Source organism: Massilia sp. CMS3.1, from assembly GCF_051262535.1.
Taxonomy (GTDB): Bacteria; Pseudomonadota; Gammaproteobacteria; order Burkholderiales; family Burkholderiaceae_D; genus Telluria.
This window is the reverse complement of record NZ_JBIMES010000003.1, coordinates 190,308-215,495: the sequence shown is the minus strand read 5'-3', so window position 1 is coordinate 215,495 and position 25,188 is coordinate 190,308. Positions and strand designations below refer to the sequence as shown.

At 64.2% G+C, this 25,188-nt stretch carries 24 protein-coding genes; 8 read left to right on the top strand and 16 right to left on the bottom strand.

Features of this window, described 5'->3' with window-relative positions; genetic code table 11:
- Positions 1–17: 17 nt before the first annotated feature.
- From cheD to flhD, 11 genes are all read right to left on the bottom strand, one after another.
- Complete coding sequence (gene cheD / locus ACHAC9_RS06935; protein ID WP_435758493.1) at positions 18–614, bottom strand: chemoreceptor glutamine deamidase CheD; 597 nt, start codon at positions 612–614, stop codon at positions 18–20.
- 18 nt (positions 615–632) lie between these two features.
- On the bottom strand, positions 633–1,487 hold the full coding sequence (locus ACHAC9_RS06930; protein WP_435758491.1) for a CheR family methyltransferase: 855 nt from the start codon (positions 1,485–1,487) through the stop codon (positions 633–635).
- A gap of 76 nt (positions 1,488–1,563) precedes the next feature.
- Positions 1,564–2,058 (bottom strand): chemotaxis protein CheW, encoded by a 495-nt coding sequence (locus ACHAC9_RS06925; protein ID WP_435758489.1) that lies wholly within the window; start codon positions 2,056–2,058, stop codon positions 1,564–1,566.
- Between the two features lie 24 nt (positions 2,059–2,082).
- The gene (cheA, locus tag ACHAC9_RS06920) at positions 2,083–4,212 is read right to left on the bottom strand and encodes a chemotaxis protein CheA (protein WP_435758484.1); all 2,130 of its coding nucleotides are present in this window, start codon (positions 4,210–4,212) and stop codon (positions 2,083–2,085) included.
- Between the two features lie 47 nt (positions 4,213–4,259).
- Complete coding sequence (locus ACHAC9_RS06915; RefSeq protein WP_056333823.1) at positions 4,260–4,625, bottom strand: response regulator; 366 nt, start codon at positions 4,623–4,625, stop codon at positions 4,260–4,262.
- A gap of 55 nt (positions 4,626–4,680) precedes the next feature.
- Positions 4,681–5,229 carry a chemotaxis protein gene (locus tag ACHAC9_RS06910; RefSeq protein ID WP_435758482.1) on the bottom strand — a complete coding sequence of 183 codons (549 nt, stop codon included), beginning with the start codon at positions 5,227–5,229 and terminating at the stop codon, positions 4,681–4,683.
- 41 nt (positions 5,230–5,270) lie between these two features.
- Entirely contained in the window at positions 5,271–6,200 is a 930-nt protein-coding gene (gene motB / locus ACHAC9_RS06905; protein ID WP_435758480.1) for a flagellar motor protein MotB, read from the bottom strand.
- Position 6,201: 1 nt separating this feature from the next.
- A complete protein-coding gene (gene motA / locus ACHAC9_RS06900; RefSeq protein ID WP_435758478.1) occupies positions 6,202–7,062 on the bottom strand; it encodes a flagellar motor stator protein MotA in 861 nt (286 codons plus the stop codon).
- A 155-nt stretch (positions 7,063–7,217) separates the two neighbouring features.
- Complete coding sequence (locus ACHAC9_RS06895; protein ID WP_435758476.1) at positions 7,218–7,979, bottom strand: class I SAM-dependent methyltransferase; 762 nt, start codon at positions 7,977–7,979, stop codon at positions 7,218–7,220.
- Positions 7,980–7,988: 9 nt separating this feature from the next.
- Positions 7,989–8,582 (bottom strand): flagellar transcriptional regulator FlhC, encoded by a 594-nt coding sequence (gene flhC / locus ACHAC9_RS06890; protein WP_435758474.1) that lies wholly within the window; start codon positions 8,580–8,582, stop codon positions 7,989–7,991.
- A 99-nt stretch (positions 8,583–8,681) separates the two neighbouring features.
- On the bottom strand, positions 8,682–8,999 hold the full coding sequence (gene flhD / locus ACHAC9_RS06885) for a flagellar transcriptional regulator FlhD (RefSeq protein WP_435758472.1): 318 nt from the start codon (positions 8,997–8,999) through the stop codon (positions 8,682–8,684).
- Between the two features lie 617 nt (positions 9,000–9,616).
- Between flhD and kynU the strand changes: the two genes are divergently transcribed.
- From kynU to ACHAC9_RS06865, 4 genes are read left to right on the top strand one after another with little or no spacing between them, the layout of a single operon-like run.
- Entirely contained in the window at positions 9,617–10,876 is a 1,260-nt protein-coding gene (gene kynU / locus ACHAC9_RS06880) for a kynureninase (RefSeq protein ID WP_435758470.1), read from the top strand.
- A 7-nt stretch (positions 10,877–10,883) separates the two neighbouring features.
- Positions 10,884–11,726: a tryptophan 2,3-dioxygenase gene (gene kynA / locus ACHAC9_RS06875; protein ID WP_435758468.1), complete on the top strand. Its 843-nt coding sequence runs from the start codon at positions 10,884–10,886 to the stop codon at positions 11,724–11,726.
- Between the two features lie 51 nt (positions 11,727–11,777).
- The gene (locus tag ACHAC9_RS06870; RefSeq protein WP_435758466.1) at positions 11,778–12,323 is read left to right on the top strand and encodes an RBBP9/YdeN family alpha/beta hydrolase; all 546 of its coding nucleotides are present in this window, start codon (positions 11,778–11,780) and stop codon (positions 12,321–12,323) included.
- A 43-nt stretch (positions 12,324–12,366) separates the two neighbouring features.
- Entirely contained in the window at positions 12,367–13,485 is a 1,119-nt protein-coding gene (locus ACHAC9_RS06865; RefSeq protein ID WP_435758464.1) for an acyltransferase family protein, read from the top strand.
- Between the two features lie 63 nt (positions 13,486–13,548).
- Here the strand turns inward: ACHAC9_RS06865 and htpG are convergent, their stop codons facing one another.
- Both htpG and ACHAC9_RS06855 read right to left on the bottom strand, forming a co-directional pair.
- On the bottom strand, positions 13,549–15,468 hold the full coding sequence (gene htpG / locus ACHAC9_RS06860; RefSeq protein ID WP_435758462.1) for a molecular chaperone HtpG: 1,920 nt from the start codon (positions 15,466–15,468) through the stop codon (positions 13,549–13,551).
- 63 nt (positions 15,469–15,531) lie between these two features.
- A complete protein-coding gene (locus ACHAC9_RS06855) occupies positions 15,532–16,089 on the bottom strand; it encodes a hypothetical protein (RefSeq protein ID WP_435758460.1) in 558 nt (185 codons plus the stop codon).
- A gap of 177 nt (positions 16,090–16,266) precedes the next feature.
- On the opposite strand from ACHAC9_RS06855, the gene ACHAC9_RS06850 reads away from it, so the two are divergent.
- Together ACHAC9_RS06850 and ACHAC9_RS06845 are read left to right on the top strand one after the other, a co-directional pair.
- On the top strand, positions 16,267–16,728 hold the full coding sequence (locus ACHAC9_RS06850; protein ID WP_435758458.1) for a RidA family protein: 462 nt from the start codon (positions 16,267–16,269) through the stop codon (positions 16,726–16,728).
- Positions 16,729–16,838: 110 nt separating this feature from the next.
- Complete coding sequence (locus ACHAC9_RS06845) at positions 16,839–18,032, top strand: PLP-dependent aminotransferase family protein (RefSeq protein WP_435758456.1); 1,194 nt, start codon at positions 16,839–16,841, stop codon at positions 18,030–18,032.
- A 23-nt stretch (positions 18,033–18,055) separates the two neighbouring features.
- Here the strand turns inward: ACHAC9_RS06845 and ACHAC9_RS06840 are convergent, their stop codons facing one another.
- From ACHAC9_RS06840 to ACHAC9_RS06830, 3 genes are read right to left on the bottom strand one after another with little or no spacing between them, the layout of a single operon-like run.
- Positions 18,056–19,621 carry an FGGY-family carbohydrate kinase gene (locus ACHAC9_RS06840; RefSeq protein WP_435758454.1) on the bottom strand — a complete coding sequence of 522 codons (1,566 nt, stop codon included), beginning with the start codon at positions 19,619–19,621 and terminating at the stop codon, positions 18,056–18,058.
- Complete coding sequence (locus tag ACHAC9_RS06835) at positions 19,618–21,201, bottom strand: glycerol-3-phosphate dehydrogenase/oxidase (RefSeq protein WP_435758452.1); 1,584 nt, start codon at positions 21,199–21,201, stop codon at positions 19,618–19,620. Before ACHAC9_RS06835 ends, ACHAC9_RS06840 begins: the two co-directional genes overlap by 4 nt.
- The gene (locus ACHAC9_RS06830) at positions 21,198–22,790 is read right to left on the bottom strand and encodes an FAD-binding oxidoreductase (protein ID WP_435758450.1); all 1,593 of its coding nucleotides are present in this window, start codon (positions 22,788–22,790) and stop codon (positions 21,198–21,200) included. Before ACHAC9_RS06830 ends, ACHAC9_RS06835 begins: the two co-directional genes overlap by 4 nt.
- Before the next feature lie 75 nt (positions 22,791–22,865).
- Here ACHAC9_RS06830 and ACHAC9_RS06825 point away from each other — a divergent pair, with 75 nt between their 5' ends.
- Together ACHAC9_RS06825 and dapC are read left to right on the top strand one after the other, a co-directional pair.
- The gene (locus tag ACHAC9_RS06825) at positions 22,866–23,921 is read left to right on the top strand and encodes an AraC family transcriptional regulator (RefSeq protein WP_435758448.1); all 1,056 of its coding nucleotides are present in this window, start codon (positions 22,866–22,868) and stop codon (positions 23,919–23,921) included.
- Positions 23,922–23,955: 34 nt separating this feature from the next.
- Entirely contained in the window at positions 23,956–25,179 is a 1,224-nt protein-coding gene (dapC, locus tag ACHAC9_RS06820) for a succinyldiaminopimelate transaminase (protein ID WP_435758446.1), read from the top strand.
- The last annotated feature ends 9 nt before the right edge of the window (positions 25,180–25,188 follow it).

The following is a 25,188-nucleotide window of genomic DNA, read 5'->3' as shown; positions in this document are numbered from 1 at the left end:
TTGCGGGTCAGTACAGGTCAGAACAAGTCGATCGCGCCGCCGACGGGCTCGACTTTGAGACGCTTGGCGTAGTCGAGTTCGCGTTTGGCCACGGTATCGTTCTGGGTTTGCATCAGCTTTTTCACCAGCACCTTCCCGGTCTTCGGGAAGAAGTACACCTTGCGCGGGTGGATGTCGTTCAGGTCTTCGGCCAGCACCGGGATGCGTTCCGTTTTCAGGAACTGCATCACGAACTCGGCGTTGCGCTGGCCCACGTTCATGGCGGTAAAGCCGCGCAGCACGGCGCCGCCGCCGAAGACCTTCGCCTCCAGGTTCTCGCGGCGCGCGCCGGCTTTCAGCAAGTCGTTGATCAGGATTTCCATGGCAAAGGTGCCATAGCGCATCGAGGCCGATACCGGGCTGCCGGCGTCGCCGCCGCCATCGGGCAGCATGAAGTGGTTCATCCCGCCCAGGCCCGTGATGCGGTCGCGGATGCAGGCCGAGACGCAGGAACCGAGCACGGTCACGATCAGCATGTTCTTGCCGGTGTAGTAGTACTCGCCCGGCAGGATCTTCGCCGCTTCGCAGTCGAACGTGCGGTCGTAATAGACGTTGGTGGCGAACTGGTTGTTCATGGTGTTTCCGGTGATGCGTCAGGCACGGCGGTCGTTGAGTTCGTAGACGGTCTTGCCGCGCAGGCGCAGCGAGTCGGAAACGTAGAGGAAGTTTTCGGAGTGGCCGGCGAACAGCAGCGCATGCGGCTTCATCAGGGGCACGAAGCGCGCCAGGATCTTGCGCTGCGTTTCCTTGTCAAAATAGATCATCACATTGCGGCAAAAGATCGCATCGAACTGGCCGTTCAGGGGCCAGGAATCGGCGAGCAGGTTCAGTGGGCGGAAGGTGACGAGCTGGCGCAGTTCCGGGCGTACGCGCACCATCCCTTCGTGACTGCCCTTGCCGCGCAAGAAGAAGCGCTTCAGGCGTTCGGGCGCCATCTTTTCCACGCGTTCCAGGCCGTACATGCCTTCGCTGGCCGTGGCCAGCACATTCGTGTCGATGTCGGTGGCAATGATCTGCACCGGCGGCGTGAGCGAATCGAACGCTTCGCACAGCGTCATCGCGATCGAATACGGCTCTTCCCCGGTCGAACTGGCCGAGCACCAGATGGTCAAAGGTGCGTGCTCGCGTCCGCGCAAGGCGTTGACATGGTCGGCCAGCAGCGGAAAGTGGTGGGCTTCGCGGAAGAACGAGGTCAGGTTGGTCGTCAGCGCGTTCGTGAACGATTCGAACTCGTCGCCAAGGCGGCCCGCTTCCAGGTCGTCGAGGTATTTGCCGAAGGAGACGATGCCGGTCGCGCGCAGGCGCCGCGCCAGGCGGCTGTAGACCATTTCCTGCTTGCTGTCGGCCAGCGAGATGCCGGCGCGGCGGTAGATCAGGGCGCGCACGCGCTCGAAGTCGGCGCGCGTGAAGTCAAATTCCTTGACTGTGTCGGATGTGTGTAACGGCACTTTGCCTTACCTGTCTGTTCTGCCGGCTTGATAAGCCAGCGATTACGTTGCTCGGTGCCGTACGTCTTGGTTCGTCTTAAGCAGCTAGTTTGTTATCGATGAGGCCCATCTCGGCCGAGGACATCAGGCGGTCGATGTCGACCAGGATCAGCATGCGCTCGTCCACCGTACCGAGGCCGATCAGGTAGTCGGTCGAAAAAGCGCTGCCCATGTCCGGGGCCGGTTTCACCTGGTCCGGGGTCAGCGTGGTCACGTCCGAGACGCTGTCGACCACCATGCCCATCACGCGGCCGGCGATGTTCAGGATGATCACGACCGTGAACTGGTCGTAGGTCGGGGTGCCGAGCTTGAACTTGATGCGCATGTCGACCACGGGGATGATGATCCCGCGCAGGTTGATCACGCCTTTGATGAAATCCGGCGCGTTCGCGATGCGGGTCACGGCTTCGTAGCCGCGGATTTCCTGCACCTTCAGGATGTCGATACCGTACTCCTCCGAGCCGAGCGTGAAGGCGAGGTATTCGTTGCCGGCGCCGTCGGTGGCTTGGGAAATGTTCTGGGTGATGGACATGGTGGTTTCCTAGTTATTAATCAGTTAAGAGGCCAGCGCCTCGTCGGCCAGCTGGCGCGACGAGCGCACCAGCGCCGCCACGTCGAGGATCAGGGAGACGCCGCCGTCGCCGAGGATCGTGGCCCCGGAAATGCCGGCCACCTTACGGTAATTCGCTTCCAGGTTTTTCACGACCACATGCTGCTGCCCGACCAGGTCGTCGATCAGCAGTGCCGCGCGCTTGCCTTCGGATTCCAGGATGACGACGATGCCGTCAACCGGGTCGATGGCGCGCGAAGCGATGCCGAATACGTCGTGCAGGGCGATGAGCGGCAGGTATTCGCCGCGCACCTTGAGCACCTGGCCGCGGCCGGCGATGTCGCGCACGTCTTCGCGGCGCGGTTGCAGCGACTCGACCACGTAACCTAATGGAAGGATATATATTTCCTCACCGCAACGTACAGTCATTCCGTCCAAAATCGCCAGTGTCAGCGGTAATGAGATCGAAATCGTGGTGCCAAAACCACGGGCGGAGCGGATATCGACCGAGCCGCCCATCGAAGTGATATTACGTTTGACAACATCCATCCCCACGCCGCGGCCCGAGACATCGGTGACGACATCGGCCGTGGAAAAGCCCGGCGCGAAGATCAGTTGCCAGACTTCGGAGTCCGGCATCGACTCGGACACGGCCAGACCGTTCTGCGCCGCTTTGGCGAGGATCCGCTCGCGGTTCAGACCGGCGCCATCGTCCGCCACTTCAATCACGATGTTGCCGCCCTGGTGGCCGGCCGACAGGAACAAACGGCCTGCTTCGGACTTGCCGGCAGCTGCGCGCGCGGCCGGCATTTCGATGCCGTGGTCGATGCTGTTCCTTACCAAGTGGGTCAAGGGGTCGACGATGCGCTCGATCAGGCCCTTGTCGAGCTCGGTAGCAGCGCCATGGGTGATGAAGTCGACCTTCTTGCCGAGCTTACCCGCCAGGTCGCGCACCATGCGCGGGAAGCGCGAGAACACGAAGTCCATCGGCATCATGCGGATCGACATCACCGCTTCTTGCAGCTCGCGCGTGTTGCGCGTGAGCTGGCCGACGGACGCCAGCAGGCGCTCGTGCAGCATCGGATCGAGCCCGCTGGAGCGCTGCTCGATCATCGCCTGCGTGATGACCAGTTCGCCGATCAGGTTGATCAGTTGATCGACCTTTTCGACCGAGACCCGGATCGAGGACGACTCGGCGCCCTTTTCGTCTTTTTTGCCTGCCTTCTTTTCGACCGCTTCCACGATGTCGGGCACTGCCTCGGCCTTCATGGCAGGCGCATCGATACCGGCCAGGGCGCGGATCTGTTCGATCGGCTGGAAGAAGCCATAGCCGCGCTCGTCGTCCGAGGGTTCGGCGACGAGGCCAGGCGCGTCGTCGGCCGGATCGAAGAAACCGTAGCCCTGCTCTGCCTCGATGCGCGCGCGCTCGGCCGCCTCGATAGCGCGCTGTTCAGGCGTCAATGGCGGCGCTTCGAAAATCTTCAGGTCGTCAGGATCGAGCACGAACGAGCAGATGGCGACGATGTCGTCCAGGCTCTCGTGGGTCGTGATGATCAGTGCGCTGCGCCCGCCCTCGAGCGGCGTGACCGAGACCCGGCCCATCAGGCCCAGTTCGTCGACCAGGGCGTTCACGTCGCGCTGGGGGGTATCGGGGAGTTCGATCTTGTAGCGGCGCGCACCCTCGCCCGTCTGCGCTTTCGGTTCGGCGTGCAGGAAGGAAGGCGCAACGATCGACGCGGCCGGCACCAGGCCTTCGGACAGGTCGTGCAGCATCATGCGCACGTTGGCGACCGAGTCCTGGTCGACGTAAGCGCCGCTGCGGTGGCCGCCCAACTGCATCTTGAGCGTGTCCTTGGCGGCCAGGAAGGCATCGACGTGCTGCGACGTGAGTGCCATCTCGCCCTTGCGGATGCGGTCGAGCAAGGACTCCAGCACGTGCGTGACCTCGCTCATGTCGGTGATGCCGAAGGTCGAGGCGCCCCCCTTGACGGAGTGCGCGGTGCGGAAAATTGCGTTCAGGTCTTCGCTGTCCGGGGCGGCGATATCGACGCCCAGCAGCAGCCGTTCCATTTCGGCGAGCAGTTCCTCGGCTTCGTCGAAAAAGACCTGGTAAAACTGGCTGATGTCGATCGTCATGGAGAAATCCTGCAAAGAAGCACGTGCATGCGGCGCTGCGGCATGCCTTAGCCGATCACTTTCTTGACGACTTCGATCAGGCGCTGCGGGTCGAAGGGCTTGACCAGCCAGCCATTCGCACCGGCCGCACGGCCTTTCGATTTCATCTCGTCCGACGATTCGGTGGTCAGCATCAGGATCGGCACCTTCTGGTATTCGGGCAAGCCGCGCAAGTGTTTGATCAGCGACAGGCCGTCCATGCGCGGCATGTTCTGGTCGGTCAGCACCAGGTCGACGACCTGGTTCCTGGCTTTGTCGAGGCCATCCTGGCCATCGACCGCTTCCACCACCTGATAGCCGGCGGCCTTCAGGCTGAACGCCACCATCTGGCGCAGCGAGCTCGAATCGTCGACCGCGAGAATTGTTTTAGCCATGTTGTGCTCCTGCTGTTTTCTTGGTTTGTAAGGGCGGCGAATTGTCTGAACACTGTCAGAACAGTTCGATGTCGCCGCTTTCGAGATGCTGTTGTTCGACCGACTTGCGCAACACGCTGCGCAGCTCGAGCGACTGGATCGCCAGCGCCATGCTGACCTTGCCCAGGCGCTCGACAATTTCGTCGCTGCCTGTTTCGGGGCGGATATGCGCGCCGTGTTCGTCGAGCGTGCCGAGGAACTCGCGCAGTCCCGTCACGCGCTTCAGGGTACGCTCGATCAGCTGGCTCGTCATGTCCTGGAACTGCATGCTGGTGATCGCCGAGTTCACGTGGGTGCCGATTTCGCCCGACATCGCCGCCAGCTTTTCGCTGTCTTCAAGCGTTGGGGTGCCGCCCGCCAGGAGGCGGTCGATCGCCTCCTGGCGCGCGCCGACCGCGCTGTGGATCGCCATAAAGCTGGCGGTGAGCTTGTCGACGGCTTCTACCAGCAGCAGTTCGGTTTGCAGCAGGTCGGTCTCGACTTCGTTCAGGTGGCGGCTTCCATGCGCCGACACACCCGACAGCAGGCGCTTCACGTGCGAACCCAGTATTTTTTTTCTTGCCATGTTGTTCTCCTGCGCGGTTCGCGCGGTGGTTTCCCCAGCGCTTATTGAATAGCGGTCACGACGGCCTGCGCGGCCGCTTTGCCATTTTCCGCCGGCACGTCGAGCGTGGCGGCGTCGCGCATGACGGCGTCTTCGGTACGCTTGTTCATCACGATGATGCTGATGCGGCGGTTGATCGGGTTGAAAGGATCGGCGCGATCGAGCGGCGCCGCCGCGGCCAGGCCGACCACGCGCAGGATCTTCTCGTCGCTCAGCCCCCCCACCACCATCGCGCGGCGCGAGGCGTTGGCGCGGTCCGCGGACAGTTCCCAGTTACTGTAGCCGGCATCGCTGAAGTACGGGGTCGAATCCGTATGGCCCGACAGGCCGATGCGGTTCGGTACGTCGTTCAGCACCATGCCCAGCACGTGCAGGATGTCGTTGGTGTAAGGCTGCAGCGTCGCTTTCGCCAGCGCGAACATCGGGCGGTTCTGCTCGTCCACGATCTGGATGCGCAGGCCTTCGCTGGTGATGTCGAGCAGCAGCTGGTTCTGGTATTTCTTCAGTAAGGGATTGGCTTCGATGACAGCCTCGATTTTCGCCTTCAAGGACTTCAGGCGCTCGCCTTCGGCCTTCTCCAGCGCCGCCTTGGCGGCGTTCAGGTCATAGGTCTTCTTGTCGGCGTCGATATCGCCCTTCTTCACCTGGCCGTTACGGCGTGTGAGGTCGGTACCGCCGCCCTTGATCACGGACGAGCTGTCGCCCGAGCCGGAGCCGCCTTCCATCGCCACCTTCAGGGGATTCTTGAAATGTTCGGCGATCCCTTCGAGGTCGCCCTTCGAGGTCGAGCCGAGCAGCCACATCAGCAAGAAAAAGGCCATCATCGCCGTCACGAAGTCGGCATAGGCGATCTTCCAGGCGCCGCCATGGTGCCCCGCCGCGGTCTTCTTGATCCGCTTGACGATAATCGGGCGCATTCCTTCGTCGGCCATGTTACTTGCTCTTCGATTTCTTGATGTGCTCTTCGAGCTCGGCAAACGTCGGGCGCTCGGTCGAGTACAGCACCTTGCGGCCGAATTCGACAGCCAGTGCCGGCGCATAGCCGTTCAGGCTGGCCAGCAGGGTCACCTTCACGCACTGGAACATCTTGCTCGACTCGTCGAGCTTCTGTTCCGCCAGGCTCGACAGCGGCGCCACGAAACCGTAGGCCAGCAAGATGCCGAGGAAGGTGCCGACCAGCGCTTTCGCGATCAGGATGCCCAGTTCGGCCGGCGGAATACCGACCGACTCCATCGTGTGCACCACGCCCATGACGGCGGCCACGATACCGAAAGCAGGCAGGCCGTCACCGAGCTTGGCGATCACGTGCGCAGGCACCGCGCCTTCGTGGTGATGGGTCTCGATCTCGTTGTCCATCAGGTTCTCGATCTGGAAGGCGTCCATGTTGCCCGACACCATCAGGCGCAGGTAATCGGCCATGAATTCGATGATGTGGTGGTCGGCCAGCACCAGCGGATACTTCGTGAACAGCGGGCTCGCTTCGGGCGACTCGATGTCGCCCTCGATCGACATCAGGCCCTCCTTGCGCACCTTGGAAAGGACGTCGAACAGCAGCGACATCAGTTCCATGTACATCTCGCGCGTGTAAGGCGAGCCCTTGAACAGGCCCGGCAGCGCCTTCATGGTCGCCTTGATCGATTTGTTGTTGTTACCGACAAAGAATGCGCCGACGGCCGCGCCGCCGATCATCAACAGTTCGATCGGCTGGAACAGGATGGCCGCATGCCCGCCGGCCAGGACGAAGCCGCCGAACACCGACGCGCAAACAATGATGTAACCAATGATAACTAACAAAAAGGTGCTCCAGAAGGCAGCCAACAAGGGGGCCAGGACAGACCGGGAATCCGAGACAATGTATCTCAGAAAAAATATTTACGTGGGGAACTACTGCAGCTGGAACAATAGCTTGAGAATGGTCTACGGGCAAGTAAAAAGGCCCGATCTGTGGCCTAAAAGTGCCAAATGTAGAGAGTTCGACCAGTATCTTGCAGATACAGCGATATAGGCGGCGACGCAGCTGGAATGGCAAATTCATAACTCATCAGCATGCTGCCCGGACGCATCTCGCGCTGCGCCTTGTGCCACAGCGCCGTCATCGCCGCCGGCGAGAGGTAGGCAAAGACGGCGTCGTAGCTGCCGAAGTCGAGCAACTCATAATCGCCGCGCATGAAACGGGCGCGGCTGCCGGTCAAGCGCGCTCTCAGGTAACTGGCCAGCCAGGGCAGCGGCGCCAGTTCGATGCCGGTGGCCTCGATGTCGCGGCGGCGCCGCGCCAGGTCGAGCACCAGGCCGCCCAGGCCGCTGCCGATATCGATCACCTTGATTGGCCGATCCTGTGGCAGCTGTTCGAACACGGCTGCCCATGCCGTCTTGCCGGAAGGGTAATACGGCACCTGGGTGCGGAAGGTCGACCAGTACAACAGCAGCATGAACAGGAATACGGCCAGGAACAGCCAGGGCGGCAGGTGCAAACCGCTCGCCCCGTACACCCCCAGCGGAAACAAGAGACAAATCGCCACCCACCACGGGGCCAGGCGCCAGCGCCAGGTAAATAGCGCCGAGAAGACACCCTGCAGGACGGCGGCAGCCAGGTAGGACGGCCGCATGCCTGCGCGTGCGAACAGGTACACGGCCAGCAAGGTCAGAGGAAAGGCCGCGCATTGGCACAGCAAGGCGCGCACGGAAGGTGCGCGCAACAGGCGGGGAATCACGGCGCAGACTTAGGCCGCGCCCTCGGCATCCTGGCGGGCGGCGGCTTCGGCGGCCTCAAGGGCGTCGAGGGCTGCGGCATCCTTGGCTTTCCGGGTCTTGCCGGCGCGCGAAGGCATGTGGCACAGGCCGCACAGGTAATCGCGGTTCAGGTCGAAGGTATTGACGACGAATCTTCCTTTGCACTTGCCGCAGGGGGCCAGCGCCAGCATATTGCTCTGGAAGAAACGCACCAGGGTCCAGGCACGCGTCAGCGAGAGCAGCGGCTCTTCGCCCGGCGCGGCCGGCATCTGTTCGAGGTAGAGTTTATAGGCCTTCATCACCGCCTGGACACCCGAAGCACCGGCGTGTTCGACCAGGAAGTTATAAATGTTGATGAACAGCGAGGAATGTATGTTCGGCTGCCAGGTCAGGAACCAGTCGGTCGAGAACGGCAGCATGCCCTTGGGCGGCGACATGCCCTTGAGTTCCTTGTACAACTTGATGAGGCGCTCGCGGGACAGCGAGACTTCGCTTTCGAGCAGTTGCAGGCGGGCGCCTAATGTGATCAGCTCGATGGCGAGCTGGATTTCCTGCGCTTCAGATACGACGCTTTTTTTACTCATCCCACGGCTCCGGATTGGTTCATGGCTATCCTACACCATCGACCCCAGCTCAGCGGGATTTTACAATGTGTCTCAACAGAAATTTGACGCTGCTCTGAATCAAGCAATTTCTTCGACCGGCTGGCCAGCCATCAGGATGGCAGCGTGCGACTGCGCCAGGGCGCGGTCCTTGGTGTGGCTGGTGAGCATCGACAGGATGGCGGTGTCGTCGAAGCGGAAACGGGCCAGCATCATGTTGCCGCCGGCAAGCTTCAGGATCTGGGCGTTGCTCATGCCTTCGATCAGGTCGGCGATATCAGCCGAGACGCCGAGACGGAAAATAGCGGTGACCTTGTCGGCACGGATCATTTGCTGGGCCAGCATCAGGTAGCTCAGGTTGGCGTCGCGAATTTCAGCCATCATGTCGTTTGCAGTCATTTTATTCTCCGTCTTACGTTGAGCCTGGCGCTATGTGTGTTGCCAGTGAGATAGATTCTGACTGTAGAGAAACATTTGGGGAATCAGACGGACACTGTATTTTGCGTCCGGTAAACACGGGTGCGCCCGTAGGAGTTTGTCTGACAAACCCGGGCCAATGGAGGATGCGCTCCTATGAAGCAGGAGGCTGAAGCGGTGTTCCGAACTGCGCCGGCTCAACTGACTCGGCAGCGCGGCGATTTGTTCATGTGTTGGTTTACGTCAACTAAAACCGGAACTTTAGGGCTGTTCTGAATTATTTTTCAGTGCCTTTTCTGCCTGATGCACCTTTAACGGCAGCATCGCGAGGAACTTTAGGGTGATTCCGGAATATTTCTGAACATTTTTCGTCACCGTTTTGCTGCCTCTGTCTCCATTACGGCAAGGTCTCCCGGAACTTTAGGGTTGCGAGCAAAATAATGTGAAAAAAGTGCGAGAAGGTCGTTACCCCGGCCCCACCCGCCTGAAAAGATAACAAAGCGTCATCGGATGGGTGTCGTCAGGAGCGCTTTTCTTGCTACACTCCCGCCCGAACGGGCCGCCGGCGCGTGCGACTACCACCTGACTCTTCCATCCCTATGAGCGAACTTTCAATTACCCGTGCCGATTGCATCGGGCGCGACGCCCAGGACCCGCTGGCGCCGCTGCGCGAGCGCTTCGACCTGCCGCCGGATCTCATCTACCTCGACGGCAACTCGCTGGGTGCCCGCCCGCGCGCAGCCCTCGAGCGCGCGCAAGCGGTGGTGGCGCGCGAATGGGGCCGCGACCTGATCAAGAGCTGGAACACGGCCGGCTGGTTCGACATGCCCAAACGCCTGGGCGAACGCCTGGCGCCGCTGATTGGCGCAGGCGCTGGCGAAGTCGCCGTCACCGACACCACATCCTTGAACCTGTTTAAGGCGCTGGCCGCCGCCGTGCGCATCCAGGCCGAGGGGCCATATGCGGCGCGCCGCGTCATCGTCACCGAGCGCAGCAACTTCCCGACCGATATCTATATGGCCGAGGGTCTCGCCGAGTGGCTCGAGCGCGGCTACAGCGTGCGTCTGGTCGATTCCGTGGATGAACTGCCGGCGGCAATCGACGGGAACTGCGCCGTCGTCATGCTGACCCACGTGAATTACCGCACCGGCTACCAGCACGACATGGCCGACCTCACCCGCCACGCGCACGGTGCCGGTGCCTTGATCGTCTGGGACCTGGCCCATTCGGCCGGCGCCGTACCGCTCGACCTGACTGCCGCCGAAGCCGATTTTGCCGTCGGTTGTACCTACAAATACCTCAATGGCGGCCCCGGCTCCCCGGCCTTCATCTGGGTGCCGCAGCGCCATCAGGCGCAGTTCGCGCATCCGCTCACCGGCTGGTGGAGCCACGCCAAACCGTTCGCGATGGCGCACGGCTTCGCACCGTCTGACGGCATCGGCCGCGCGCTGTGCGGCACCCAGCCGGTGGTGTCGCTGGCTCTCGTCGAATGCGGCCTGGAGATCTTTGAAGAGACGAACATGGCGGCGATCCGCACCAAGTCGCTCGGTTTGACCGACCTCTTCATCGAACTGGTCGAAGCGACCTGCGCGAACCACCCGGTCAAGCTGGTCACGCCGCGCGAACACGCGCGCCGCGGCAGCCAGGTGAGTTTTACCCATCCGCACGGCTACGCGGTGATGGCGGCCCTGATCGCGCGCGGCGTGATCGGCGACTACCGCGAGCCGGAGATCATGCGCTTCGGCTTCACGCCCCTGTACACGCGCCATGTCGACGTGTGGGACGCGGTCGCGATCCTGAAAGACATTCTCGATCGCGAAGACTATGACGTGACCGCCGAACGCGGCGCAGTCACCTGAGGCGCACATGAACGACGAGCAAGACAAGCCGGCCGACTGGCATGGCGCGAAGATGGACTTCAAGGAGTCGATGAGCTATGGCGACTACCTCGGCCTGAACCAGATCCTGTCGGCCCAGCACCCGCTCTCGCCGAACCACAACGAAATGCTGTTCATCATCCAGCACCAGACCAGCGAACTCTGGGTCAAGCTGATGCTGCACGAGCTGCGCGCCGTGCGCGTGCAGCTGCGCGCCGGCGAACTCGATCCGGCCTTCAAGATGCTGGCGCGCGTGGCCCGCATCATGGACCAACTGGTGCACGCCTGGGACGTACTGGCGACGATGACGCCTTCCGAATACACGGCGATCCGGCCCTGGCTGGGCGCCTCGTCGGGCTTCCAGTCGCACCAGTATCGCGAGCTCGAATTCATCCTCGGAAACAAGAACGCGGCCCTGCTGGCCGTGCACGAACAGAATCCGCCGGCCCATGCCCTGCTGGCCGCCGCCCTGCAGACGCCCTCGATCTACGACGAAGCGGTGCAGCTGCTGGCGCGTCGCGGTTTTCCGATCGCGCCCGAGCGCATGGCCCGCTCACCGATCGAGCCGACCGCCCACGACGACTCGGTACAGGCGGCCTGGCTCGCCGTGTACCAGGATCCTGAACAACACTGGGGCTTGTATGAGCTTGCCGAGAAGCTGGTCGACCTCGAGACGGCCTTCCGTTTCTGGCGCTTCCGCCACGTGACGACGGTCGAGCGCATCATCGGCTTCAAGCCAGGATCCGGCGGCACGGCGGGCGTGAGCTACCTGCGCAAGATGCTCGACGTGGTGCTGTTTCCGGAACTGTTCGCGCTACGCACGGCACTGTAATCGACGCGTCAAGCGTTACGCGTAGAATGGCCTGAACGACAAGGAGGCGGCATGGATGGCGACGTACTGATTTTATCCGGCTTGTGGAATTCGGGGCCGCAGCACTGGCAGTCGCACTGGGAGGCGCGCCATCCCGAGTGGCGCCGGGTCGAGCACCGCGACTGGAACAACCCGAGCCGCGACGAATGGGTGAACGAGCTCGATGCGGCGGTCGCCACCTGCAATGGCGCGCCGGTGCTGGTCGCCCACAGCCTGGGCTGCATGCTGGCGGCGCACTGGGCAGCATCCGGCTCGCCCCTGCGCGCGGCCGGCGCCTTCCTGGTGGCGCCGAGCGATGTCGACGCTCCCTCCTACCCGATCGACAGCAACGGCTTCGCGCCGGTACCCATGGCACGCCTGCCATTTCCCAGCCTGGTACTCGCAAGCACGAACGACGAATACGTCACGCGCGAACGGGCGCGGGCCTTTGCCGAAACCTGGGGCAGCCGCCATGTCGAGATCGGCGATGCCGGTCACGTGAATGCCGATTCCGGCTACGGCGACTGGCCCGAGGGCGAGCGCCTGCTACTGGAATTCCTTGAACAACTACGCAAATAGCAATTGCCCTTGTTCTTTTTATAGTTTGCCGTAAGGCATGATCATGGCAGCCCCCGCTTCTTCCCTTTCCCGTTCTTTCTCGCTCTACCTCGACTGCTGCCGCTTCCTCGCGGCGGTGCTGGTCGTGGTCAGCCATTTCCTGTCGTATGGCGCCATCGCGGCCAGCTCACACCACTGGTGGCTCGACCTCGGGCGCGAATCGGTCATCGTGTTCTTCGTGCTGTCCGGTTTCGTGATCGCCTACACGACCGCGCGGAAGAACACGGGCCTGCGCGACTATTGCGTGGCGCGCTGCACGCGCATCTATTCGGTCGCCCTGCCCGTGGTGCTGCTGGGCTTTGCCGCCGCCGCCGTCCTCGTGCTCACAGGCCATGCAACGCTGCAACACTTCTATCAGTTGGCAAAACCCTGGCTCTACCTGCCGCTGCACCTGTTGTTCATGGGCGAACTCTGGACCATCTCCGAGCCGCCGCCGCTGCTCGCGCCCTACTGGTCGCTCGGCTTTGAGGTCTGGTATTACGTTCTGTTCGGCGCGGCCTTCTATTTGCGCGGCCCGAAGCGCGTGCTCACCGTCGGCTCGCTGCTGCTGTTCGTCGGCCCGAAGCTGTGGCTGCTGCTGCCGGTGTGGCTGGCCGGGGTCGCAAGCTACCACTGGCAAAAATCACACACGATTGCGCGCCCGCTCGCCTTTGCCGGCTGGGTCGTGTCGCTCGCCCTGCTGGCGGCATTCAAGGCGAGCGATCTCGATACCACGCTGCGCGCGCTGGCCCAGGCCGGCTGGCCCTTCCCCGGCCTGCCCCTGAAAAGCGCCGACCGCTTCCTGGCCGACTACGTCGTGTGCATCCTGGTCGTACTCAACTTCCTGTGCGCACAGGGCGCGGGCTTTGGGGCGCTGCTGCGCTTCGAGCGAGCGCTGCGCTGGCTGGCCTCGTACACGTTCACGCTCTACCTCGTGCACGCGCTGGTGATGCGGGTGTGGCTGACCGTGTATCCGCACCGCCAGTCGAATGTGGCCGATGTCGCGGCGCTGGTAGCCCTGATCGGCGCGGCGACCTGGCTGATCGGACAGGTGACCGAGCATCGCAAGCATTGGTTCGAGGCGGTGTTTGTGCGACTCGCGGCCCGACTGCCGCTCGGAGGGCGGGCAGCCACCACACGTTGAGCGTGTAAAAAACGACGTAAAAAAACCGGGCCCGCAGGCCCGGTTTGTCGTTGACGACGACGCTTACTTGGCGCCGGCCAGCAGCATCTCGTTCAGGCGCTTCACGAAACTGGCCGGATCGGCCAGGCTGCCGCCTTCGGCCAGCAGCGCCTGGTCGAACAGGATATGCGACCAGTCGGCAAAGCGCGCTTGCGTCGCGTCTTCGTACTTCAGGCGCGTCACCAGCGGGTGGTTCGGGTTGATCTCGAGGATCGGCTTGCTCTCCGGTGCGCTCTGGCCGGCGGCCTTCAGCATGCGCACCAGATTGGCCGACAGCTCGTGCTCGTCGGCCACCAGGCAGGCCGGCGAATCGGTCAGGCGGTGGGTCACGCGCACGTCCTTGGCCTTGTCCGCCAGGGCGCCCTTCATCTGCTCGACCAGATCCTTGTACTGGGTCTCGGTCTCTTCGTGTTCCTTTTTCTCGGCTTCGTCTTCGAGTTTGCCGAGATCCAGGCCGCCCTTGGCCACCGAGGTCAACTCCTTGCCCTCGAACTCCGTCAGGAACGAGAGCATCCACTCGTCGACACGATCCGTCAGGAGCAGCACTTCGACGCCCTTCTTGCGGAAGATCTCGAGGTGTGGACTGTTCTTCGCGGCGTTGAAGTTGTCGGCCGTGACGTAATAAATTTTGTCCTGGCCTTCCTTCATGCGCCCGATGTAGTCGGCGAACGACACCGTCTGTTCGTCAAGCTCGTTCTGGGTCGATGCAAAACGCAGCAGCTTGGCGACGCGGTCCTTGTTGGTCGCGTCCTCGCCGATGCCCTCCTTCAGGACCTGGCCGAATTCCTTCCAGAAGGTGACGTACTTGTCCTTCGTCTCCTGTTCGTCGGCATTCGCCATTTCTTCCAGCATGCCCAGCACGCGCTTGGTCGAGCCTTCGCGGATCACCTTGACGTCGCGCGACTCCTGCAAGATCTCGCGCGAGACGTTCAGCGGCAGGTCGGCCGAATCGATCACGCCTTTAATAAAGCGCAGGTAGGTCGGCATCAGCTGCTCGGCATCGTCCATGATGAAGACGCGCTTGACGTACAGCTTGATGCCGCCGCGCTTGTTGCGGTCCCACAGGTCGAAGGGCGCGTGGCCCGGCACGTACAGCAGCTGGGTATATTCGCTGCGCCCTTCGACGCGGTTATGCGTGTAGGCCAGCGGCTCCTGGAAGTCGTGCGAGACGTGCTTGTAGAACTCGTCGTACTGCTCTTTCGTGACTTCCGACTTGTTGCGGGCCCACAGCGCGCTGGCCTGGTTAACGGTCTCGAATTCGTCACGCGCGACGGTGGCCTTCGCCTCTTCGTCCCACTCTTCCTTCTGCATCAGGATCGGCAGCGAGATGTGGTCCGAATACTTGCGGATGATCGATTTGATCTTCCAGTTCGAGAGCAGCTCTTCCTCGCCGTCGCGCAGGTGCAGGATGACGTCGGTGCCGCGCCCGATCTTCTCGATCGGCTCGACGCTGTAGTCGCCTTCGCCGGTCGATTCCCAGCGCACGCCCTCAGCGGCGTCGGCACCGGCGCGGCGGGTCTCGACCGTGATGCGGTCGGCGACGATGAAGCCCGAATAGAAACCGACGCCGAACTGGCCGATCAGGGCCGCGTCCTGCTGCTGGTCGCCCGACAGGCGCGAGAAGAATTCCTTGGTGCCCGATTTGGCGATCGTGCCCAGGTGCGAGATCACTTCCTCGCGGCTCATGCCGATGCCGTTGTCGGAAATCGTGATCGTCTTCGCATCCTTGTCGAGCGTGACCTTGATTTTCAGTTCATGGTCATTGCCGTACAAGGCGTCGTTGTTGATCGCTTCGAAGCGCAACTTGTCGGATGCATCGGAGGCATTCGAAATCAGTTCGCGCAGGAAGATTTCCTTGTTCGAATACAAGGAGTGGATCATCAATTGCAGCAGCTGCTTTACTTCAGCTTGAAAGCCAAGGGTTTCTTTTTCGGCGACAGCCATGTTGTTCCTCGTGATGTTACGGGTTGAACGGATTGTTGCAATATTGGGATAGCGTCACGGTTTTCAAGAGGTGTGCGCGCTGGGGAACCGCACAGGAGGCGCCAGCATGCGCCGCGCCACCAGATGCACAACCAGCGCGCAGCACAGGGCAAGGGCGAAGGCCGTGCCGACAGCGCCCTCCCGCAACTGCATCGCCAGCACGGCACAGAACACGGCGAACCCAAAATAGCCAACGACCATGCCACGCAAGAGGGCCACCGCACTGTCCCGGCCGGAGCCGACATGCGCAAATCCGACCAGCACCGTGCTCATCACCGGGAACATGGCCAGCAGCGAGCGCGCCATCGAATTGGCAATGCCACAGCGCGACGAAGCCCAGGCATAGGCCAGGCTGAAGACGAGAATCGCGACGACTGCCAGCAGCGTGCCTTCGGCCGCGCGCGCGGCAAACGCCGCGCCCTGCTCGAGGGTGAGGGCAGACAGGATCGGACCGGCGACGATCGGAAAGGCGGACAGCCAGCCCGCCACGGCCGGTCCCCAGCGCCGGCCGGCGAGGGTCACGAGCAAGATCAACAGCGGCACGAGGAATAATTTGAGTGCAAAAACCGGCGTGATTAACATGGCTCCCTGTCTGGCCGCTGCGGCGGCAAGCCGCAATGATAACACCCGCAAATATCAGTTTGATAACGCAATCCAATATCCGCGTCGGGTCGACGGGGCGCGTCGGTTACGCGGGCGGTGTCCAGCGCGCCTTTCAAGCTTTACAATACCGGCTTCATCCACCGCATTGGAATTCCCATGTCCGTCTACGACAAACTCAGCGAACTGAACATCACCCTGCAGCAGGCCGCTGCGCCTGCCGCCGCTTACGTCATGTATGTACAGACCGGTAACCTGGTCTTCATCTCGGGTCACATTGCCAAGAACGCGGACGGTTCGGTCAACGTCGGCCAGCTGGGCAAGGACAAGACCACCGCTGACGGCCAGGCGGCCGCGCGCGCGATCGCGATCGACCTGATGGGCACCCTGCAGGATGCCTGCGGCGGCGACCTGACGCGTGTGAAACGCATCGTCAAGCTGATGAGCCTGGTGAACTCGACCCCGGACTTCACCGAGCAGCACCTGGTCACCAACGGCGCCTCGGAACTGTTCGGCAAAGTCTTCGGCGACGCCGGCAAGCACGCCAGAAGCGCCTTCGGCGTGGCCCAGATCCCGCGCGGCGCCTGCGTCGAAATCGAAATGATCGTCGAAGTGGCATAAAAGCGCATGGGGCCGGGCGAACCGCCCGGCCTTCGCGGGCAGCTTGCCGAGCGCGCCCATCATGGCCGGCACCAGACACGGAGCCGGCGGTTCTTTCTTGTGAGACCAGCATGAAAATCGAGAATCCCCATCCCATCCAGTGGCAGTTTTCCGAGCGCGCGCAGGGGCTGCAAAGCTCGTTCATCCGCGAAATCCTGAAAATCACCCAGCGCCCCGAGATCATCTCCTTTGCCGGCGGCCTGCCCTCGCCCGCCACCTTCCCGGTCGAGCGCATGAAGGCGGCCTATGACAAGGTGCTGAGCGAAACCGGCAAGGTCGCGCTGCAATATGGCCCGACCGATGGCTTCGCGCCGCTGCGCGAATGGATCGCCAATTCCTTATCGACGGAGGGGACGAGGATCCTGCCCGAGCAGATCCTGATGGTGTCGGGCTCGCAGCAGGCGCTCGATTTGATCGGTAAAGTGTTGATCGACGAAGGCAGCCGCGTGCTGGTCGAAACCCCGAGCTATCTCGGTGCGCTGCAGGCGTTCTCGGTCTACCGCCCGCAGTTCGCGTCGGTCGACACTGACGACGATGGCCTGGTGCCCTCCTCGATCGACGCCGTCGCGAAAGGCGCGCGCCTGCTGTATTCGCTGCCGAACTTCCAGAACCCGACCGGCCGCTCGCTGTCCCTGGCACGCCGGCACGAGCTGGTGGAAACCTGCGCGCGCCTCGGCCTGCCGCTGATCGAGGACGATCCGTACGGCGCGCTGTCGTATTCGGGCGCACCGATGCCGAAGATGGTGGCCATGAACCCGGACGGCATCATCTACATGGGTTCGTTCTCGAAGGTGCTCACGCCCGGCATTCGCCTCGGCTATGTGTGCGCCCCGCTGCCGCTGGTACGCCGCCTCGAGCTGGCCAAACAGGCGGCCGACCTGCACACCGCCCAGCTGACGCAAATGGTGGTGCATGAGGTGGTGAAAGACGGCTTCCTCGACCAGCACATCCCGACGATTCGCACCCTGTACGGCAACCAGTGCCGGGCCATGCTCGACGCGATGGCGGAGCACTTCCCGGCCAGCGTGAGCTGGACCAAGCCGGAAGGCGGCATGTTCATCTGGGTCACCCTGCCCAAAAACATCGACGCCATGAAGCTGCTCGACACCGCGATCGCTTCGCGCGTGGCCTTCGTACCGGGCGCGCCCTTCTATGCCAACGAAGGCGAGACCAACACGCTGCGCCTCTCGTTCGTGACCGTACCGCCGGAGCGCATCCGCGAAGGCATCGCGATCCTGGGCAAACTGATCGCGGCGATGCTGTAATCCGGGCGGGCGGCTGCCATGCCCTAATACTGGTTCGGATAGCCGGTAATCTCGGCGATCTCGCGGTACAAGGGCTGGAGCTGGCGGTACATCTTGCGGTACACCCCCTTGTAGAGCCGGTCGTAGATGGCGCGGTTGCCTTCGATCGGCTCGAACACGCGCCCTGTCCGCGTCATCGCTCCCACGGCACTGGCGAAATCCGGGTGCAGCCCCAAGCCGACAGCGGCGTCGATGGCAGCGCCCAGGCCGGAGGTTTCGTAGACGTGCGGGCGGACCGTGGGCAAACCGAAGATGTCGGCGGTGAGCTGCATCGCCGCATCGCTTTGCGAGCCGCCGCCCGATACCCGCAGTTCGGTGATGCGCACGCCACTGCGTTGTTCGATGCGTTCCTTCCCCTCCCGCAGCGCATAGGCCAGGCCCTCGAGAATCGCGCGGTACACATGGGCACGCGTGTGGACGTCGCCAAAGCCGATGATCGCGCCCTTCGCCTCCCGTCCCGGCACCCGGATACCCGGCGTCCAGTAGGGCTGCAGCATCAGGCCCATCGAACCTGGGGGGACCGACTCGGCCAACTGGTCGAACAGCTGCTCCGGCGCCAGGTCGCCGGACAGCGCCTGCAGCTGCTCGTGGTGGCCGAACTGCTCCTTGAACCAGTTGACCATCCAGTAGCCGCGAAACACCTGTACTTCGGTGCTGTAGGCGCCGGGAACCGCGGACGGATATGGCGGCACGAAGGGCGTCACCTCGACATAGCGCCGGCTGGTGGTGTTGATCGTGGCCGTGGTGCCGTAGCTGAGGCACCCGACATGCGGCTCCAGGCAACCGGCGCCCAGCACTTCGCAGGCCTTGTCGGCGGCGGCGGCAAACAGCGGGGTACCCGCCGGGATGCCGGTCTGCTGCGCCGCCCCGCTGTCGATCACGCCCAGCTCGGTGCCGGGCGGCTGGAGCGCGGGCAGCATGCGCGGCTCGACTGCCAGCGCCTGCCATTTCCAGTCGCGCTTCGAGGCCCAGGTATGGCGCTTGTAGTCGAACGGCAGGTAGGCCACTTGCGAGCCGCTCGAATCGACAAAACGTCCGCACAGGCGCCAGTTCAGGTAACCGGAGAGCAGCAGGAACTTGTCGGTGGCGTCCCAGACGTCCGGCTGGTGCGCGCGGATCCAGTTGATCTCGGCCTCGCCGCGAAAGAAATCGATCGTCTTGTTCACCCGCGCCAGCTTGAAGGCGGTGCGCCAGAAGGCGCCGATCGGCGGCACGACCCTTGTCCGGCGCTGGTCGAGCCAGGTGATCGCCGGGCGCAGCGGCTTGCCATCGCGGTCCAGGTTGACCACCGTGCCGCGCTGGGTCGTGACCGCCACCGCGCGTACTGCGCTCCGATCGACACCTTCCTGGCTCCACAGGCCCTGGCAAGCGCGGCACACGGCCTGCCAGTAATCCTCGGGCTCGTGCTCGGCCCAGCCGGGATGCGTCGAAAAATACGCTTGCAACGGCACCTGGCATTTGGCGACGATGTTGCCGCGCAGGTCGAACAGCAGCGCGCGCACGCTTTGCGTGCCGTTGTCGATGGCGAGAATGCGCGGTTCGGGCGTCATGCCTGCGCCTCGGGCAGGCTGTAGTGGGCCTGCCACAGCCGCGCGTAGCCGGCGGCTTCTTGCTCCCAGCGTTCATCGAGCCAGCCCAGTTCCGGCTGGCAGATGGCGCGGATGCGCGCCAGGTGTTCCTGCCCGCCTGCGCGCAGCAGCAGGCCGATGCGGGTACGGCGCAACAGCAGGTCGTCCAGCTGCTGCACCGCTTCGGCGCGCGCAGCCCAGCGCAGTTCGGCCCACAGGGTTTCGGTGCCGGGGATCGTGTCGAGTTCGTCCTCCCGCGCCGCGTCGAGCAGCGCCTGGGCCTGCGCGCCATAGCGGCCCGCGAGGCGGCGCAGGATCGACGCCGGCAGACGGCGCGCAGACTGCGGCAGCGGCGCCGGATCGTAGATGCGGCATGGCGCCAGCGCGTCATTCCAGCCGTGCAGCTGGCCTTGCGCCTCGCGCAGCGTGTCGAGCGCGATCGCGCGGAAGGTCGTCAGTTTGCCGCCGGCGACGCTGACCAGGCCTTGCTGTGACGCGATGGCGTGTTCCCGTCCCGCCTTCGAGGGTGCGCCAAGCCCTCCGCTGTCGACCACCGGACGCACGCCGGCATAGGTCGCGAGGATGTCGGCTTCCTGTAAACCCAATTGCGGAAACTGCGCCTGCAGTGCCGTCATCAGGTAATCGAGTTCCGCACGGGTGATTGCCGCTTCCTTGGTCAGGCCGTCCTTGTGGTCGACGTCGGTGGTCCCGACCAGGGTGGCGCCTTCCCAGGGAAAGGCGAACACGGGCCGGCCGTCGGTCGGGTGCATCAGGCTGATCGCCTGCGCCAGCGGCAGGCGCCAGGCCGGCAGGATCAGGTGGCTGCCGCGCAGCGGGCGCAAGGGCGGGCCGGATGCACTGAGCATGCCGGCCCAGGCGCCGCAGGCGTCGATCACGAGCCGGGCGCGCACCTCGAACTGCCCGCCGGCGACGCCATCGCGCAGGCATGCCCCCGCGATCCGGTCGCCGTCAAACAGCAAGGCTTGCGCGGCCAGGTAGTTGACCGCTGCCCCGCCATGGCGGCGCGCTTCCGCGATCGTGCGCAGGACCAGGCGCGCGTCGTCGGTCTTCGCGTCGGTGTAGACGATGCCCCCCGCCAGGCCGTCGCGCGCGGCATTCGGCGCGCGCAGGGCAAAGGCAGAGGCGTCCAGCCAATGCGCTTCGCGCCGTCCGGCGAACAGGTCGTACAGCGCGAGGCCGGCCAGCATCGTGCGGCGCTTGCGGCCGCTGGCGCCATAATCGGCGAAGGCAAAGCCCTGCGGCTCGACCAGGCCAGGGGCATCCCTCAGCAAGGCCTCGCGTTCGCGCACCGCTTCGCGCGTGAGCTTGAGGTGTCCCTGCGCCAGGTAGCGCAGGCCGCCGTGCACCAGTTTCGAGGAACGGCTCGAGGTGCCCCAGGCGAAGTCGCGCCCCTCGACCAGCAGGGCGCGCAGGCCCCGGCGCGAGGCTTCCAGCAGGATGCCGGCGCCGGTAATGCCGCCGCCGATGACCAGGATGTCCCATTCGCGCGCGCACAGTTCGGGCAGCGCGGCGCGCCAGCCAGTGGGCCAGAGCGCGCTCACGGCAGCACCAGCTTGCCGGGGTTCATGCAGCCCTCCGGATCGAAGCGCTTGAACAGCGCGCGCATCGCATCGAGCCCGAGTTCGCCTTTTTCCGCTGCCAGCCAGGGTGCGTGGTCGCTGCCGACACCATGCTGGTGGCTGATGGTGCCGCCACTGGCGACGATTGCATCGGACACGGCCTGCTTCAGGCTGCGCCAGCGCGCGAGATCGGTGTCGTAGTCGCCCGTCAAACGGTATACGAACGTCGAGTAGACGCTGGCGCCCTGCGGATACAGGTGCGACAGATGGGTGTAGGCATGCACCCGTTCCCCGTGTTCGCCGAAGGCACGCGCGGCGGCCGATTCGATCGCCTGCATTGCGCTTGTGACGCCCGGCCAGTCGACGGCCGTTTCCACCGTGTCGATCGCATAGCCCTGGCGCCAGGCGCTATTGCGCATGTAGACATTGCGAAAACGGTTGCGGCGCCAGCGTTCGCCCAGGCCCTTCCCCATGTGCACGCCCTTGCTCGCGCGGGCGATCGTGAATGCATCGCGCAAGGCGGCGCGCGCCTGCCGTTTCGCACCGGTCGCGCCGACCAGCAGCATGCACTTGCCTTCGTCGCAGCCGCGCATATCCAACCATTGTTCGAGGATGCCGACCAGGCGCTTGTGGCCGGCCAGCGCCAGCATGGTCTGCGTTTCCATGGGATTGGACAGGCGCAGCATCGACAGCGGCAGGCGCGCCTGGGCCAGCTCGCGCACGGCGCTCGAGGCCTGCTCCCAGGTCGGGAAAAAGACAGCGTGGAAGGCTTCGTACTCGGGCAGGCGCGTCACGCGCACCGTGGCTTCGGTCAGGATGCCGAGCCGCCCTTCCGAACCGAGCACCATCTCGCGCAGGTCGATGCCGGCGGCAGACGCGGGAAAGGTCGGAATCGCGAGCGTGCCGGCCGGCGTCTCGACCTGCCCGCCGGCGAACATCGACTCGATGCGGCCATAGCGCAGCGACTGCTGACCGGACGAGCGCGTGACGACCCAGCCGCCCAGGGTCGAATAGTCGAAGGATTGCGGGAAGTGGCCGAGGGTATAGCCGTGTGCGCGCAGCTGGGCTTCGAGATCCGGGCCGGTGACGCCGGCGCCAAAAGTGGCGAGTTGGGACTCGCGGTCGAGTGCGGTCATGGCGCGCAGGCGGCGCATGTCGACGCACAGCGTCGGCCTGCCCTCGGGCACGGTGAGGTGGCCGGCGACGCTGGTGCCGCCGCCGTACGGAATCACGCATGCGCCATGCGCGGCTGCGTAGGCGAGCAGCTCGCGTACCTGGGCGGCGCTTTCGGGGAAAGCGACGCCGTCCGGCACCGCGCCCAGGCGGCCGTGGCGCAGGCGCAGCCAGTCGGGCAGGCTCTGGCCCAGTGCATGCAGGGCGCGTACCGGCGCTGCGGTTTCGACCAGCCGATGCGGGGACAGGCCCCCGGCTGCGATCGCGGCACAGGCTTGCTCGAAGGTGGCCTCTGGCGGCGCCTGGCCGGGACCGATGCGCGCTTCCAGGAAAGCCAGCGCATCCTTGTTCAATGCGACATCGATCGACTCGTCGCCCCAGCCATTCCACCGTCTCATGCGCTTTTCCCTTACTATTGGGTGTTGACATTCATGCCAGAGTAAGCGAGATCGCATGCCGCGTATTGCTCCTTTATGACACAGCCTTGCTCGATCACGCCAGACCGGCGCCGGGTCACCGGCTCCTACCTGCAGCCGCTGCTCGATGCCGCCATGGCGCGCGGCGTGAGGCTCGACGTGCTGACGCAGGCCGCCGGACTGCCGGACGGCGCACTCGCGCCGCTGCCCGAGTCGCTGGCCGCCTGCGCCTACCTGCGCCTGCTCGACGCCGGCGCCGAACTGGCGAACGACGAGCACTTCGGCCTGCACGTGGGCGAGGGGGTGAAACTCGGCACCTACAGCATCTACGGCCTGGTATTGCTGGCCTGCCGCGACTTCGGCCAGGCCTTCGAGCAGACGATGCGCTATGAGGCGCTGGCGCACGACCTGGGACGCTCGCGCCTGGCGCTGCACGGCGCCGCGGCCGAATACGAATGGATCAGCCACTATCCGGGCGCCAGCCGCCACCTGGTCGACAGCGTCTTCGCCGGCATCCAGACCTTCGGGCGCTGGCTGGCCGGTGGCCAGCTGCCGCCGGCCGAGCTGGCGTTCACGCATGCGGGCAGCATGGACATGAGCGAATATGCGCGCGTGTTCGGCGTACTGCCGCGCTTGAATGCGCCGGCCAACAGCGCGCGCTTCAATGCGACCCTGCTCGCGCTGCCGCTGCCGAACGCCGACATCACGCTGTATCCGGTCTTGCAGCAGCATGCCGAGCGCTTGCTGACCCAACGCGTCGAAACGCCGCCGTCCATCGTGGCCGAGGTACGGGCGGCGGTCATCCGCAACCTGGCGCAGGACCGCGTGCGCCTGAACACTATCGCGGCCGAGCTGGACCTGGCGCCACGTACCCTGCAGCGCAAGCTGGCCGATGCGGGAGCGAGCTTCCAGCAAGTGCTCGATGGCGCCCGGTACGCGCTGGCACTCGACTACCTGCGCCAGCCCGGACTGTCGCTGACGGACATCGCCTTCCTGCTGGGTTACCAGGAGCAGAGCGCGTTCACGCACGCGTTCAAGGAATGGTCGGGCGTCAATCCAGGCGCATGGCGCGAGCAAGCCTCACGTCGTGCGCCCCGATTTATCGGCATATAATGGTCGCTTTCGCATTGCGCCCAACAAGACCGCCGTGAATCCACATCTCGACAAACTCCATCCCTACCCCTTCGAAAAGCTGCGCGAACTGTTCGCCGGTGTGACTGCGAACGCGGAGCTGGCGCCGATCAGCCTCGGCATCGGCGAACCGAAGCACCCGACGCCGCCTTTCATCGAAAAGGCCCTGATGCATGCGGTGGCCGGCCTGTCGAACTATCCGAGCACGGTCGGCGGCGAGCCGCTGCGCACGGCCATCGCAAGCTGGATCGAGCGCCGCTATGGCATACCGAGCCTGGATGCGGCGACGATGGTATTGCCCGTGAACGGCTCGCGCGAGGCCTTGTTCGCGATCGCCCACTCGACCATCGACGCCGGCCGTCCGGATCCCCTGGTGCTGTGCCCGAATCCGTTCTACCAGATCTACGAAGGCGCGGCCTACCTCGCCGGCGCCACGCCCTACTTCGTCAATTCAGACCCGGCGCGCAACTTCGCCCCCGACTACAGCGCGGTGCCCGACGATGTCTGGGCACGCGTGCAGCTGCTGTACGTCTGCTCGCCAGGCAACCCGACCGGCGCCGTGCTCACGCTGGACGACTGGCGCGAACTGTTCGACCTCTCCGACCGCCACGGCTTCGTGATCGCCGCCGACGAGTGCTATTCCGAGATCTATTCTGGTTCCACCCCGCCGCTGGGCGCGCTGGAGGCGGCGCACCAGCTTGGCCGCAGCAGGGGCGATCGGCCCTACGCCAACCTGGTCGTGTTCTCGAGCCTGTCGAAGCGCTCGAACGTACCCGGCATGCGTTCCGGCTTCGTGGCCGGCGACCCACAGGTGCTCAAGAAATTCCTGCTGTACCGCACCTACTGCGGCGGCGCGATGTCGCCCGTGGTGCAGGCCGCCTCGATCGCGGCCTGGGGCGACGAGACCCATGTGCAGGACAACCGCACGCTGTACAAGGAAAAATTCAAGCTCATCACGCCGCTGCTGCGCGAAGTGATGGACGTCGAGTTACCGGACGCCGGCTTCTACCTGTGGGCCGACGTGCGCCGCACCAGGCTGTCGGACACCGACTTCGCACGCCGGCTGTACGCCGAATATAATGTAACGGTCCTGCCTGGATCCTACCTCGCGCGCGAAGCGCACGGGACCAACCCGGGCACCAACCGCATCCGCATGGCGCTGGTGGCAGGCGTCGACGAAGGGCTGGAAGCAGCCAATCGCATTGTCCAGTTCTGCCAGTCGCAGCAATCCGCTTCCTGAAACGAGATC

Bases quoted from the DNA above. Each gene is read 5' to 3' on its own strand.
- cheD (WP_435758493.1), bottom strand. From the start codon at position 614: ATGAACAACCAGTTCGCCACCAACGTCTATTACGACCGCACGTTCGAC.
- ACHAC9_RS06925 (WP_435758489.1), bottom strand. From the start codon at position 2,058: ATGTCCATCACCCAGAACATTTCCCAAGCCACCGACGGCGCCGGCAAC.
- cheA (WP_435758484.1), bottom strand. From the start codon at position 4,212: ATGACGATCGACATCAGCCAGTTTTACCAGGTCTTTTTCGACGAAGCC.
- ACHAC9_RS06915 (WP_056333823.1), bottom strand. From the start codon at position 4,625: ATGGCTAAAACAATTCTCGCGGTCGACGATTCGAGCTCGCTGCGCCAG.
- ACHAC9_RS06910 (WP_435758482.1), bottom strand. From the start codon at position 5,229: ATGGCAAGAAAAAAAATACTGGGTTCGCACGTGAAGCGCCTGCTGTCG.
- motB (WP_435758480.1), bottom strand. From the start codon at position 6,200: ATGGCCGACGAAGGAATGCGCCCGATTATCGTCAAGCGGATCAAGAAG.
- flhC (WP_435758474.1), bottom strand. From the start codon at position 8,582: ATGAGTAAAAAAAGCGTCGTATCTGAAGCGCAGGAAATCCAGCTCGCC.
- flhD (WP_435758472.1), bottom strand. From the start codon at position 8,999: ATGACTGCAAACGACATGATGGCTGAAATTCGCGACGCCAACCTGAGC.
- kynU (WP_435758470.1), top strand. From the start codon at position 9,617: ATGAGCGAACTTTCAATTACCCGTGCCGATTGCATCGGGCGCGACGCC.
- kynA (WP_435758468.1), top strand. From the start codon at position 10,884: ATGAACGACGAGCAAGACAAGCCGGCCGACTGGCATGGCGCGAAGATG.
- ACHAC9_RS06870 (WP_435758466.1), top strand. From the start codon at position 11,778: ATGGATGGCGACGTACTGATTTTATCCGGCTTGTGGAATTCGGGGCCG.
- ACHAC9_RS06865 (WP_435758464.1), top strand. From the start codon at position 12,367: ATGGCAGCCCCCGCTTCTTCCCTTTCCCGTTCTTTCTCGCTCTACCTC.
- htpG (WP_435758462.1), bottom strand. From the start codon at position 15,468: ATGGCTGTCGCCGAAAAAGAAACCCTTGGCTTTCAAGCTGAAGTAAAG.
- ACHAC9_RS06855 (WP_435758460.1), bottom strand. From the start codon at position 16,089: ATGTTAATCACGCCGGTTTTTGCACTCAAATTATTCCTCGTGCCGCTG.
- ACHAC9_RS06850 (WP_435758458.1), top strand. From the start codon at position 16,267: ATGTCCGTCTACGACAAACTCAGCGAACTGAACATCACCCTGCAGCAG.
- ACHAC9_RS06845 (WP_435758456.1), top strand. From the start codon at position 16,839: ATGAAAATCGAGAATCCCCATCCCATCCAGTGGCAGTTTTCCGAGCGC.
- ACHAC9_RS06840 (WP_435758454.1), bottom strand. From the start codon at position 19,621: ATGACGCCCGAACCGCGCATTCTCGCCATCGACAACGGCACGCAAAGC.
- ACHAC9_RS06830 (WP_435758450.1), bottom strand. From the start codon at position 22,790: ATGAGACGGTGGAATGGCTGGGGCGACGAGTCGATCGATGTCGCATTG.
- ACHAC9_RS06825 (WP_435758448.1), top strand. From the start codon at position 22,866: ATGACACAGCCTTGCTCGATCACGCCAGACCGGCGCCGGGTCACCGGC.